The following is a 13444-nucleotide window of genomic DNA, read 5'->3' on the forward strand; positions in this document are numbered from 1 at the left end:
CATTGCAGCGAATTGCCCGTCAGCCTTGAAAATCAGGGGTCGGCTGACTGGGGCAGGGAACATAAATTATATGGGCTTAATCTAGCCGAAGTGCGAAATCGGACGGATCAAATTCTCGTGAGCTGTTGTCCGCCATTGACGCCGCAACGGGCTCTGCGCGCGAAATTGGCTGTATGGCGGCGGTGGTCGCCGCCCGGTCGATTTCCGCGGAGACCGTGTCCTGCGTCAGCGACTGAGAGGGGCCGCTGCCGGTCGCGGCATTCGCCATTGTCGGCTGGGCGGATTTCATTGCCGCTGCCTTGATGGCATCCTCCGATGCCTTGCTGACGAAGACGACCGGCGATCCGCCGAGCCAGGCTTCAGTGCGCACGGACTTCACCTCTCCGCCGATTTCCTTGAATTCCACCCGCTCGGTGCCCGGTGCGAGATCGGGCACGACGTAGGAAGATTTCTTTTTTGGCTTCAACGGCGGGCAGCTTGCACAAGAAATCGCGGCGACGCTGGAATTCACGGCCTTGCCCGAACCCACATCCTCGATCGACGACGCTGCCGCAGTGCCGGAAGCAAGCGCGAAGGCGGCGGTGATCAACAGGGCGCGCATTGATTTCTCCTCGATATTATCGAGGGCAAGAATAGGCGTCCTCCCTTACCTTCCCGTCATGAGAATTGGTAAAAATTGAATCATGCCGCCATTTCTGCGGAAGTCAGGCGCGTTCGCGCTCAACGGCGCGCCAGCCGATGTCGTGGCGATAGAAGCCGTTCTCCCAGGAAATGCCGCTGAGGACGGCATAGGCTGCGTCCTTCGCATCGCTGACGCTTTCTCCCATGGCGGTGACGTTCAGCACGCGCCCTCCGCAGGCAACCAGTTGGCCGTCCTTTATCGCTGTCCCTGCATGGAACACCTTCGTCGTCGCAGACGGATCGGGCAAAGCGGTGATCGGTGTGTTCTTCTCGTAAGTGCCCGGGTAGCCTTTCGAGGCCATCACCACTGTGAGCGCCGCCTCGTCTCGCCATTCGATGTTCATGCCGCCAAGCGTTCCGGTCGCGGCTGCATAGAGCAGCGGCAGCAGATCACTTTTCATCCGCATCATCAGCACCTGGCATTCGGGGTCGCCGAAGCGGACATTGTATTCGATGAGTTCCGGTCCCTTTGCGGTGATCATCAGCCCGGCGAAGAACACTCCGGTGAAGGGATAGCCGCTCTCGGCCATGCCGCGCATCGTCGGTTGGATGATTTCCTTCATCGTCCGCTCGACCATTTCAGCCGACATTACCGGCGCCGGCGAATAGGCGCCCATGCCGCCGGTGTTCGGCCCCGTATCGCCATCGCCGACGCGCTTATGATCCTGCGCCGAGGCGAGCGGCAGCGCGCTCTCGCCGTCGCAGAGGCAGAAGAAACTTGCCTCCTCGCCATCGAGATAGGCTTCAACGACGACTTCCGCGCCGGCTGAGCCGAAGGCACCCGCGAAGCACTCGTCGACGGCCGCAAGCGCCTCGTCGAGCGTCATCGCGACGGTAACGCCCTTGCCGGCAGCAAGGCCGTCGGCCTTGATGACGATCGGCGCACCATGCTCGCGGATATAGGCCTTGGCAGGTGCGGCCTCAGTGAAGCGGTCATAGGCGCCGGTCGGGATTCCATATTTGGCGCAGAGGTCCTTGGTGAACCCCTTGGAACCTTCAAGCTGAGCTGCGGCAGCCGAAGGACCGAACACCGGAATTTTGGCGGCGCGAAGGACGTCTGCGAGACCGGCGACGAGCGGCGCCTCGGGGCCGACGACGACGAAGTCGATCGCCTCCCGGCGGCAAAACGCGGCAACGGCCTCGTGATTTTCGGTGTCAAGCGCAACGATTGTCGCTTCTTCGGCGATGCCCGGATTGCCGGGGGCGGCATAAAGCGCAGTCAGTTCCGGCGACTGCGCGATTTTCCATGCAAGTGCATGTTCGCGTCCGCCCGATCCGATCAGAAGAACCTTCATTGCCAGCCCCCGCCATCAGATAAGTGTTGCGCTGCGGTTAGGACGGCAGGCCGGTCGGGTCAAGAAAAAAGCGGCCGGTGGCATAAATTGGTGAAGCCGTCAGGCCAGAGCGGCAGCAGCCGGCCAGGCGACGAGTTCTTCGGTCGCCGGCCCCTCAGGGGAGCACACCGTTCGCGTCAAGGCCCAGATCGCCAGATCGTCCAGTGAAAGGGGTTTGCTGATCAGATATCCCTGAAACCGATCGCAGCCGGCAGCAGTGAGCATGGCCAACTTCTCCGGCGTATCCACTCCCTCGCCGACTACCGCCATGTCTTTTGCATGGCAGAGTGCGATCACCGCTTGGAGCACGGGAAGCGATTGTGAGGCCGCCAGGTTTGAAACCAGGGCCCTGTCCAGCTTGATGGTGTCCGCGGCATAGTCAATGATCTGCTGCACCGAGGTGTAGCCGGCGCCAAAATCGTCGATCGAAAGACGGAAACCTTGCCGCCGCAATTCCTCGATATTCCGGTGCAATTGATCGCTGACTTTGACGGCAAAGGTTTCCGTGAGCTCGATATCGATCGATTGCGGTTGAATCCCGTGGCGCGTCAGGCGGTCGGAAAAATAATCGCTGATTGATCGCGAGTGCAGTTCGGCCGAAGAGATATTGATCGCCAACACCGTTTGCGGTCCAAAAAGGGATTTCAACTGGGCGCAATCGGACATCGCCTTGTCGATGACCCACCAGTCGATCTTGGTGAAGAGGCCGGAGCTCTCGGCGATCGGCACGAATTCGTCCGGCGTGACGCTGCCGAGCACGGGCGAGTGCCAACGCAAAAGAGCTTCGCAGCCGGTGACTTGACCGAGTGCGTCCACGATCGGCATGTAGACGAGGCGAAACTGCTCGTCGGGATCGAGCGAGCGCAATTCCTCCTGAATTTGGCGCAAACGGGTACGCTTGTCGTTGATCGCGCGCGAAAACCGGGCGGAACGGTTCTTGCCGCCGCTCTTTGCCTGGTACATCGCGGCGTCGGCATTGGAAATCAGTTCGGCGATTGTAGATGCGTCGTCCGGACAGATGGCCGCACCGATACTTGCGGTCACCGGATAGCGCCTGCCCGACACTTCGAAGCCGCCGTCAAACAGGGCGAGGATTGCAGCGGATATTTCCCGTACCGTACCGTCTCCTGGCCTCGAACGCACAAGAACCGCAAATTCGTCGCCCGATAAACGCGCGAGGATCGCCGGCTTCTGTCCTCGCTTTCGGGTGATGGTGTCGACACTGTCCGCAATCCGTGCGGCCAGTGTTTTCAAAAGGTCGTCGCCGACGTTGTGGCCGTGCTTGTCATTGACGAACTTGAAATTATCGATGTCGATGAACAGCAGGCTGCGTTTTTCACCGGCGGCGATCGCCTCGCCAACGGCGGTGGCGGCAAGCATGTTGAAGTGCGCACGGTTGCTGATGCCGGTGAGCGTGTCCGTCCAGGAGCTTTGCTGTACGAGCTGCAGCGAATGAACCGACTGGCGATGTAGTTCGCGGATGTTCTGGGTCAGACGGCCGATCTCTCCGGCTTCCTTCACATCCGCGATGTCGTCGCGGGCACCGGCCATGACTGCCATGACGTTGGCGTCGAGCGTCGCGATCGGGCCGGTAATGAAGCGGCGGATCAGCACGATAATCAGGCAGATGGAGAAGAGACTCATAACCAGAGCGCCGAGAGCGAGCAGCACTTTCTGGCGCAGCATCTGGTTGTTGAAATGCGCATCGGAAATTGTGAGCGTCGCATGGAGCGATGGACCAAGAGGCACGCTTGCCGAAAGGTTGTCGGTTATTGCCAGGGGCCAGGGCTGCAGAACGATGTCGGCGCCATATTCCTTTTTCAAGGCGGCCTGCATGTCGAGGAAGCGGTCGGGTTGCACCGCCACTTGCATCAGCAGCGCGCTTGCCTTGGCACTCGGCATCGGGCGTCCGAAGGTGATCGGATCGACGAACAGCGAGTAGACGATTCTGGGCCGATCGCCGGCGCCGTGAAGATAGGTCCAGTCGCCAAGCTTGGAGCGTCTGGTCAATTGCCTGGCAAGCTCGACCTGCGCCTGGTCGATCTCGGCGAACGGATCCCAGCTGTTTTCGAAATAGTATTCGGTTTCCAGTTTCGAATTGAAAATGACAAACGAGACGAAGCCCATCGGGTCGTCCGAGAGTGATTTTACGCTCTCCTGCAGGCCCACCCCGAGTGCGTTGGCGCGATAGCTCCTGTCTGTCTCGGAGACGAACTGACGCAGCGCATTGCCGTTCAGCAAAGCATTGAGGAAGCCCTTGCTTCGCCGAACCTCGTTCTGGAAGACGGCGGCGGTATGCTCGAGCCGTTGCGATAGCTTGGCGTGCTCGAGCGCGCGGATCGATCTACTCTGGGCGATGTGAACAGAAAAGGCCGCGAGAAGATAGCCCGCCAGCACCACAGGAAAGATAAGGATGAGCGCGCGTTTGCCGAGGGTCACTGGAAATTCGCCAATGTGCTGATGATCCGTCGGCGCGCCTGCACCGAAGGAACGGAGAGTTCCTGTTGGTATTGGCTTTTTGCCAGAATTTCGGGTGGCGGATAGATTTCCGGATCGGAGCGCGTCGCCTTGGGAAGCAACGCCAAAGCCGCACTGCTCGTGGTCGGCATAGTCAGCGCCATCGCGTTTGCGGCCGCGCTCTCCGCCGAGCCGATGAAGTCGAGAAACTCAAGCGCGCGCCGCTTGTTTGGCGACGCCGAATTCGCCGCCAGGCAATCGACCCAGGAAAGCGTGCCTTCATTCGGGACCGAATAGCGCCACAGCCCGGACACGCCCACCTTGTCGTTGAGCACATGCTGATCGCCGCTATAGCCGAGGGCCATATGGATGTCGTCGCCGAGTACCGGGTCCTGGATCGACGTGATTGCATAATCATAAGTCAAGACGAACGGCGCCTGTTTCTTCATGAGATCGAATGCGGCCTTCAGCGTTTCGTTGTCGTTGGCATTGATGGAGGTGCCGAGCAGCATCAACGGCGGCACGAATGCCTCGGTGTGATCGCTGATCATGGCGATATGTTTCTTGAGCGCAGATGCCGGGCGCATCAGATCCTGCCAGGAGGTCGGTGGCCGCGTGATGACATCGGAACGATAGAGAATGCCTACGGTGCCCCAAAAATAAGGCAGGCCGAATCCCGCACAGCGCTTGCGCCATTCCGGCGCGTAGTCCTTGAGGGAAGGCACGTTCGTTTCGGCGAGCGGCGCGAGAATGCCTCTTCTGCCGAAAAGTGCTGCCGCGTTTTCGCCGACGACGACCAGATCTATGTTGCTGCTCGGATTCGCGAGGATCTCGTCTCGGGCATCGCCGCTGTCATAGTTGATCTGACGAATGGCAACGCCGGTTTTCTCCATCCAACGGTCGACGACCTTCTGGTCGATATAGGATTCCCAGATAAGCAGGTTGAGTGTTTCGGCACGGCTCGGTGACGTCCAAATCAGCGTCGCCACCAAAACGGAAATAGCCGTGCACCCCCTCATTCTCAGCCCCTGCTCGAACCCCCATTCACCGACGGTAGCTGCCAATAATTTATGAATGATTACGGCGGTGCGAGCGCCGAGGCACAGCTTTTCGAATGCACTCGATAGTGGCTGCGGAACGCTCCGAAGAGCGCCCGCTGTCGTCGCTTCAGCGCATGATTTTATCGTGCCGGTATTTTCGGCAGGAAGACGGTGAAGATGCCGAGCAGTGGCAGATAGGAGCAGATGCGATAGACGAACTCGATGCCGTGGCTGTCGGCAAAGATGCCGAGCACCGCGGCGCCCATGCCGCCGAAGCCGAAGGCGAAACCGAAGAAGACGCCCGCGATGAGCCCCACGCGACCGGGTACGAGCTCCTGCGCGAAAACGACGATCGCGGAAAAAGCCGATGAGAAGATCAAGCCGATGACGATGCTGAGCACGCCTGTCCAGAACAGGTTCGCATAGGGAAGCAGAAGCGCGAACGGGATAACGCCGAGGATCGAGAACCAGATGACGAAGCGCGCGCCATACCGGTCGCCGATTGGCCCGCCGAGGAAGGTGCCGGCAGCCGCCGACCCAAGAAACAGGAACAACATCAGCTGCGCCTGCTGCACGCTGGTGCCGAACTTTTCAATGACGAAAAAGGTGAAGTAGCTGGAAACACTGGCGAGGTAGACATTCTTTGTTGCCGTCAGCAGCACGAGGATCGCGACCGCCCACAGGACGCGGGCCCTCGGCAGGGGCAGCGCGCGGCTGGGCGCGGAGCGGCTCATCGTCGTGCGGCGATGCCGCACGTACCACGTGCTGACCCAGGAAAGCACGAAGAAGCCGATGATTGCGACGATCGAAAACCAGGCAAGGCTGCCTTGGCCGAATGGGATGACGATGAAGGCGGCGAGCAGCGGCCCCGCCGCGCTGCCGGCATTTCCTCCGACCTGGAACAATGACTGAGCCAAACCATGGCGGCCGCCCGAGGCGAGCCGGGCGACGCGGGAGGATTCCGGATGGAAGATGGCCGAACCCACGCCGATCAGGCTTGCCGCCACCAGTAGCATCCAGAAGTGATCGGCATTAGCGAGAAGGACGAGTCCAGAGCAGGTCGAAAGCATGGCGACGGGGAGCGAATAGGGGAGCGCCCACCGATCGGTGACGATGCCGACCGCCGGCTGCAACATCGAGGCCGTCACTTGAAAGGTGAAGGTCAGGAGGCCGATCTGGACGAAATCGAGAGCGTAATTCTCCTTGAGCAGCGGGTAAATCGCCGTCAGCAGCGACTGCATGATGTCGTTCAGCATGTGGCAGAAGCTGACGGCAAGGATGACGGAGAAAGCTGTCTTTTCCGGGCTGATGCCGCCCGCGGACGTAACCGATGCCATGAGATGTTCCTTCCGAACGGCCCGCTGTCGGAACCTTCCGTTCATCTCTAGCCCGCTTGCTGCTGGCCTGCTTTTGTGATTTGGTCTAGTTCTTTCGCGAGTGGGCCACATGGCGAAACCCGATCAACATTATCTGCCGGCGCTGCCGGATGCGGACCATTTCAGAAGTCTGGAATGGATTGAGCAGGCGAATGTCCCCGTTCTGGCAATCGGGCGGGATTATGGCTCCGGGCTGATCGTACCCCTTCACAGCCACAGCCGCACTCAGCTCTGGTGGGCGCGCTCCGGAGTTGTACTGGTGCATACGGCAGGCGGACGATGGATGATTCCTCCTGGCCATGCCCTGCTCATCCCCGCCGGCATGGAACATTCGGCTGAGATGGTGAGCGACGTGCGGATGCATTCGATCTACATCTCGTCGGCGATGAACCGGGCTCGCCGGCCTTTGGTGCTGGAGATCACCGCTCTTGTCGGCAGCCTCATCGACGAACTCGTCGGTCTTGAGAACGAAACGACATCGGACCGGCGCGAGCAACTGATCACGGATTTGTTGCTCGAGGAAATTCCACGCCTTAAGGAGCGGCCGCTCGGTCTGCCGTTTCCACAGGACCGCAGGCTCGCCGCCCTCTGCCGGCAATTTTTGAAAGCGCCTTCGGCAAACGCCAATACCGATGAGTGGGCTGCACGCCTGGGCATCAGCCGCCGTTCTTTCACGCGGCTATTCCGGCGCGAGATGGGCATCAGCTTCGTCACTTGGCGCCAGCAGGCCTGCATCTTCGCCTCGTTGCCGCGCATTGCCGATGGCGAACCGGTTACCACCGTGGCGCTCGATGCCGGCTATGACAATGTCGCCGCGTTCACCACCATGTTTCGCCGGATGCTAGGCGCGCCGCCGAGCCTCTATCTCCGCGGCCAGCAGACGTGATTGAATCGGGCATGCCATGGAAACCGAAAGCTGAATTGACCTGGTTAACCGAATCGTAGGAACACGTCGCCGATAAGCGATTGCCGTGCCAAATCAAGCCGCTCCCCTTCTTCGTGCATCGGCACGTTCCAAGTTCGTGCCGCCGAATGATTCATCCGGAGTTGTTCCTTGCGTATCCGTATTGCTTTCCTTTTGTCTGGAGCTTTTCTTTTCACGGCTGGTGCCGCTTCGGCCGGCGACGGCTCCTATTTCTGGTCGGGCGACTGGTATTTGAAGGTCGGTGCCACCGGTTTTCTCGGTCCGAAATACGAAGGCGCTTCGAAACGGATGTTTCAGGCCGCGCCCCTCGTCTCTCTCGGGAGGGCGGGCAGCACGGTGCGCTTCTCGTCGCGCAACGACAACATGTCCTATGCGCTTATCGATCAGGGTGGCTTTCGCGCCGGTGTTGCCGCCAAGCTGATCTTCGGTCGCGACGCCGATACGTCCAGTGACCTCAAAGGGCTGGACCCGGTCAAGTTCGGCGGGGAGCTCGGCGGCTTCGCTGAGGTCTATCCCACGGACTGGATGCGCATCCGCGCCGAAGTCCGCCAGGGTATCCGCAGCCACCATGGCATCGTCGCCGACGTTGCCGCCGATGCATTCGTCGATGTCAGCAGCAATGTCCGCGTTTCCGCCGGCCCGCGTGTGACCGCGGCCACGAGCGACTATTTCGACGCCTATTACGGCGTGAATGCCGCCGAATCCGCCGCATCGGGCCTCAGCACCTATAATCCGCATGGCGGTATTCATTCCGCCGGTGTTGGCGCTGCGATCACTTGGGCGGCGACAGAGAAGCTGGAAGCCGGCGCTATGCCGAATATCGGCGGCTGATGGGCGCCGCCGCGGATTCGAGCCTTGTGCGCGAACGTGGCAGCCGCAATCAGTTGCTCGTCGGTGTCACCGCGACCTACCGTTTCGACTTCACCCTTCCTTGATCGCTGGACGGAAGATTGCGCGAATGATTGCAGGCGCCTGACCGCTGGAACTTGACCGCTGGAACTTGCGCGGTCAAACAGGAGCCATGAACACTTCGTCCGCCGAACACGGGCGCGTACATGACGCGCCGTCCAACAACTGGGTCTACCGGGTATTGCCGCGCGCGCTCTGGCCCTATGCGCAGCTCGCCCGCTGGGACAGGCCGATCGGCTGGCAATTGCTGATGTGGCCGTGCCTCTGGTCTGTCGCACTGGCCGCGGGAACGGCAGCTTCTCTCGGCAGCTTCTCTCCGGAGCGCTTCGTCTTTCACGTGTTTCTCTTCATCGCCGGCGCGATCGCCATGCGCGGCGCTGGCTGCACCTACAATGATATCGTGGACCATGACATCGATATGGAAGTGGCGCGTACCCGCTCGCGCCCGCTGCCTTCCGGTCGCGTCACGCGTTTTGGGGCCAAAGCCTTCATGGTGCTGCAGGCCTTGGCGGGACTTATCATTCTCTTGCAGTTCAACGGCTTTACCATTTTCCTCGGCATCCTGTCGCTTGCGCTGGTGGCGATCTATCCGTTTGCAAAGCGCTTCACGGATTGGCCGCAACTGTTCCTGGGCCTCGCATTTTCCTGGGGCGCCGTCATGGGCTGGGCGGCGGAATTCGGCGAACTGGCTCTCGCCTCGATAATCCTCTACGGCGCCGCCATTGCTTGGACCATCGGTTACGATACGATCTATGCCTATCAGGATAGGGAAGATGACGAACTGATCGGCGTCCGCTCGACCGCACGCCGCTTCGGCGACAATCCAAGGCCCTGGCTGATCGGGCTCTATGGGCTGGCCGTTCTCCTGATATTTTTCGCATTCCTCGCCGCGGGCGCCGGCTTCTTCGCCTATGCGGCCCTTGTCGTGGCGGCCGTGATGCTCGGCTATCAGATCCTGGTCTTAAACATCCACGATCCGCTACAGTGCCTTGCATTGTTCAAGTTCAACGGCATCATCGGCCTCATCGTCTTCGCGGGGCTCGTGCTGGCGCTTCTCGTGCGCCTGATATGAAAAACCTTCCGAGAGCTCCGGAGGATTTACAGCGCTGTACGTCCTTTCAGACGCGCAAAAGTCGCTGTAGCACTTTGATTTGCTACATGTTTTTCTTAAATCGGACTCCGATTTAAGGAAAACATGCGGTAGTGGATTTCAACTCGGCTAGCGCTCTTCAGGCGCGGTTGACCCGAGCCAGACTGCTTTTCAAGCCCAGCTCGGTTCGGCATCCGCCTTGCGCCGCTCGGCAGCGATGAAATTACGAATCACGGCCCGAAGGGCGACGAGGGTAGCGAGCAGGTGCTTGCGCATCGGTATCTCCTTCATGTGTGCGCCGCTTATGGCACGATGAACGCCTACCTGCTGTTTCTGCAGTAACACGTCGGAGAGACCGATCATCGAACTTGCCGGCGATGACGCCGGCGGCAATCGAGACCTTGTACTTACATACAAGAAGCCGGCCGCAGGGAACGGCCGGCTTCTTGCACTGGAGATAGAAAAACGTCGATCAGCGCCGGGCGATGATTTCGCGCCCGTCGATCTTCATCTGGACGCCGAGCGTGCCTGTCGACCGGCGTACGAGAAAGCGCGGCCGGCGTTCGGCGAAAAAGGAGTGGCGGCGGCGCGGCTTCACCGCCGCGGTGCGGACTTCGCCGAGATGCTCCTCGAGCGGCCGGGCGACGCCGTCCGCTTCGACCATCAGCATGGGAGTGCGATAGGCTTCGGCCCAGGCGCGCCAGTCGGCGGCGATGTCGGAAAGGTCGTGGGCGACGAGCAGCGGAATGCAGAGATCCGGATCATCGTGATGGAGTTCTAGCGTCACTGTAACCTCCCCGTCCCCATGGTCGATGGCCCGCGCTGCGACACCCTTGAACGCTCTTGCAGGCAAGGCGATCGAAAGCGGCAAACCGCTGGATGGTAACACCTTGCGCAGCACAGCGCCACGCTCGTCGAGATTAATGGTCACTTTGCCCACATGCCCGCGCAGGGCGTAAGTTGCCTGCTGCGGAAAACGCTTCGGGTCGAGCCTCAGCGTGTTTTCAACCCATGCCGGTTGAGTGAGTGTATTGCGCATTTTCAATCGCCCTTGTTTTCCTTGAGAGCCGGTTCCCGGTCTTCTCGTCGGGACTTTTCGTCCTCTATGGGCAGGAGGATAGGCGGCCGCTCTTCCGGACGGCTTAAAAATCGCGGTTAAAAAAACTTTGCATCTGCCGATGGTTAGCAAAAACCGACCCGCCAAGGTTTCTCCTTCGTCAACGAAACCGCGGGCATTTTTTTAGAGCCGCGCAAACGAGCGCTCGAAAAGCCACGCACAAGTCCCCCGTGAGATCATGCGGCGTCAGAATTCCGTTTCGACGGGAATATGGATAGATCGACAGGGCAGCGGCATGGTTTCGACCTATATCGACTACAATCTCATCACCCGCGACATGAGAACCAGTCTCAACCGTGTGTCGCTTCAGCCGTTGGTCGCCCGCGAAGCGGAATACTATAAGGCCAATATCGGCAAGGTGGCTTCTGTCGACGAGTTTCTCGACGACTATCGGCTTTACTCCTATGCGATGAAGGCTCACGGGCTTGAGGATATGACCTATGCGGTCGCCTTCATGCGCAAGGTGCTGGAAAGCGATCTCAAGGACGACAACAGCTTCGCCAACCGTCTGACAGACGAGCGCTATCGCAATTTCGCCGAAGCGTTCAGTTTCGGCGCGTCAACCGCCGTTGCCCAGACCGATGCCCAGACGGATGCGCTGATCGGTCTCTACAGCGAGACCATCGCCAACCAGTCTGACGTGGTCAATGCCGAGACGAACTATTACAATGCGGTGATCGACACTGTCGCGGATGTGGACCAGTTCCTGGGCAACGAGCGTCTTCGAACCTACGCGATGAAGGCTTTCGGTCTCGATCCCAGATACACATCCTATTCCCATTTGAGACAGATTCTGACGAGCGACGTCAGCGACCCGAACAGCTACGTCAACAAGCTCGGCAGCAGTAACGCTCTAAACCTGGCAAACGCGTTCAATTTTGCGACTGATGGAAGCCTTCCGACGGGCACCCTGCCGCAGGACTCGGCCCAAAAGAGCGCAATCAACGAAAGCTACACCCTGAACGGCAGCGACCACGTGACCTCCGCTGCTGCACTCCTCAACAAGGCCTATTATGAGGCAAAGATCGGCAGCATAACGACGATCACGCAATTGAAGGCCGATACCCGTCTGTTCAATTACGTGGTGACGGCGTTCGGCCTTCCGGCGAGCACCTTGACGACGACCTTCGAAAACATTCTGACGAGCGATCTCAACGATCCGAACAGTTACGCCAATACAATGGGTGGGGAATACAACGCCGAGTACAAGGCCATGGCCGCCGCGTTCAATTTCCAGACCGACGGCACGCTCGCCAGCGGCGACAGCGCCCAGACCGCGGCGCAGATCACCACCACGTCCGACGGCTACATGATCCATTACAACGACAAGGATGACGCCGCGGACGAGGCGCTGATTGCGCGTTTCAAGATGCTGATCAACACGCTGACCAGCGTCGACGACCTGCTCAGCGATTCGAGCATGATGAATCTGACCTTGCGCGCCTTCGGCCTCGAAGATGAAGACGACAGCGTGCGCAAGCTGAGAAGAGTTCTGACGAGCGACCTTAGCGATCCTGACAGCTACGCCAATTCGCTCAGGGACGAGCGTTACGTGAAGCTCGCCAAGGCTTTCAATTTTCAGCCGGACGGCACACTCGGCGCACCGAAGCTCGCGCAGTCCGAGGCGGAAATCCTCAACACATCGAAATCCTACGTCATCGAAAAGAGCCGCTTCGGCACGGAGGAGGACAAGACCAAGGCGCAGGAAGAGGCCAAATACTACAGCGCCGAGATCGAGAAGATCGAGACGCTCGACGACTTTCTCGGAAACCGCCGGCTGGTCGACTTCGTCCTTCTCGCCGCCGGCATCGATCCCGAAACAGTCGAGACCAGCTATATCGAGGAGATGTTTATCTCCGACCTCGATGATCCGGAAAGCTTCATCAATACCGAAAGCGACACGCGCTACCGTGAAATCGTGGCCTCCTTCAATTTCGATACGGAGGGCAAGCTGCTTCGCGGAACAGCGGGCGAGATCCAGACCCGACGCGGCATCATTTCCACGATGGATCTTTATCTGAACCAGACGCTGGAAGAAAATGCCGGGGAAGACAATGCCGGCGTGCGCCTGGCGCTTTATTTCAAGCGCATGGCTTCGGACGTCAACACCGCCTATGACTTGCTCGCCGACAATGCCTTGATGCAGGTCGTCCGCACCGCTTTCAGCATCCCCCAGGAGATGGCGAGTTCCGACATCGACGTGCAGGCTGAATATATCAAACGCGTTCTGGATATCGAGGATCTGCACGATCCAGAGAAGCTCGAAAAGCTACTGCAGCGATTTACCGCGCTCTATGACGTCGAGAACAACACCGACGTTTCGCCCGCCGCCACCATTCTTTCCGGTGGCAGCGGCTTCGGGATCAGCGCTGATACGCTGATGCAGCTCACGCAGCTCAGATTGGGCGGCTAGAGCATCCCGCTTTCAAGCGGAGCCGCTGGAACCGGACAAGATGCTCTAGAATCCAATGTGCTAGAGCGTCCTTTGTGCGTTCACTTGAACGCACGGCGCTCT

At 59.7% G+C, this 13444-nt stretch carries 10 protein-coding genes and 1 pseudogene; 4 read left to right on the forward strand and 7 right to left on the reverse strand.

What is annotated here, in order from left to right; translation table 11 throughout:
- Positions 1 to 76: 76 nt before the first annotated feature.
- The 5 genes from PYH37_RS15340 to PYH37_RS15360 form a co-directional block, all read right to left on the reverse strand.
- Entirely contained in the window at positions 77 to 601 is a 525-nt protein-coding gene (locus tag PYH37_RS15340; protein ID WP_280735781.1) for a plant virulence effector HPE1-like domain-containing protein, read from the reverse strand.
- A 103-nt stretch (positions 602 to 704) separates the two neighbouring features.
- Positions 705 to 1976 carry a phosphoribosylamine--glycine ligase gene (gene purD, locus PYH37_RS15345; protein ID WP_280735782.1) on the reverse strand — a complete coding sequence of 424 codons (1272 nt, stop codon included), beginning with the start codon at positions 1974 to 1976 and terminating at the stop codon, positions 705 to 707.
- Positions 1977 to 2075: 99 nt separating this feature from the next.
- Positions 2076 to 4454, reverse strand: a complete 2379-nt coding sequence (locus PYH37_RS15350) for a putative bifunctional diguanylate cyclase/phosphodiesterase (protein ID WP_280735783.1) — start codon at positions 4452 to 4454, stop codon at positions 2076 to 2078.
- Positions 4451 to 5491, reverse strand: coding sequence for a polyamine ABC transporter substrate-binding protein (locus PYH37_RS15355; RefSeq protein WP_280735784.1), 1041 nt, complete (start codon positions 5489 to 5491; stop codon positions 4451 to 4453). Before PYH37_RS15355 ends, PYH37_RS15350 begins: the two co-directional genes overlap by 4 nt.
- Before the next feature lie 161 nt (positions 5492 to 5652).
- A complete protein-coding gene (locus tag PYH37_RS15360) occupies positions 5653 to 6849 on the reverse strand; it encodes an MFS transporter (RefSeq protein WP_280735785.1) in 1197 nt (398 codons plus the stop codon).
- 109 nt (positions 6850 to 6958) lie between these two features.
- Between PYH37_RS15360 and PYH37_RS15365 the strand changes: the two genes are divergently transcribed.
- The 3 genes and pseudogenes from PYH37_RS15365 (at position 6959) to ubiA (ending at position 9794) form a co-directional block, all read left to right on the forward strand.
- Positions 6959 to 7774 (forward strand): AraC family transcriptional regulator, encoded by an 816-nt coding sequence (locus tag PYH37_RS15365; protein ID WP_280735786.1) that lies wholly within the window; start codon positions 6959 to 6961, stop codon positions 7772 to 7774.
- A 327-nt stretch (positions 7775 to 8101) separates the two neighbouring features.
- Positions 8102 to 8748: pseudogene (locus tag PYH37_RS15370) on the forward strand (MipA/OmpV family protein).
- Between the two features lie 86 nt (positions 8749 to 8834).
- On the forward strand, positions 8835 to 9794 hold the full coding sequence (ubiA, locus tag PYH37_RS15375; RefSeq protein WP_280735787.1) for a 4-hydroxybenzoate octaprenyltransferase: 960 nt from the start codon (positions 8835 to 8837) through the stop codon (positions 9792 to 9794).
- Between the two features lie 189 nt (positions 9795 to 9983).
- Here ubiA and PYH37_RS15380 read toward each other — a convergent pair whose 3' ends face one another.
- Positions 9984 to 10175 carry a hypothetical protein gene (locus tag PYH37_RS15380; protein WP_280735788.1) on the reverse strand — a complete coding sequence of 64 codons (192 nt, stop codon included), beginning with the start codon at positions 10173 to 10175 and terminating at the stop codon, positions 9984 to 9986.
- Between the two features lie 109 nt (positions 10176 to 10284).
- Positions 10285 to 10851 carry a DUF6101 family protein gene (locus tag PYH37_RS15385; protein WP_280735789.1) on the reverse strand — a complete coding sequence of 189 codons (567 nt, stop codon included), beginning with the start codon at positions 10849 to 10851 and terminating at the stop codon, positions 10285 to 10287.
- A 313-nt stretch (positions 10852 to 11164) separates the two neighbouring features.
- On the opposite strand from PYH37_RS15385, the gene PYH37_RS15390 reads away from it, so the two are divergent.
- Positions 11165 to 13342 carry a DUF1217 domain-containing protein gene (locus PYH37_RS15390; RefSeq protein ID WP_280736054.1) on the forward strand — a complete coding sequence of 726 codons (2178 nt, stop codon included), beginning with the start codon at positions 11165 to 11167 and terminating at the stop codon, positions 13340 to 13342.
- Positions 13343 to 13444: the final 102 nt, after the last annotated feature.

Origin of the sequence: Sinorhizobium numidicum, from assembly GCF_029892045.1 — a bacterium.
Classification (GTDB): Bacteria; Pseudomonadota; Alphaproteobacteria; order Rhizobiales; family Rhizobiaceae; genus Sinorhizobium; species Sinorhizobium numidicum.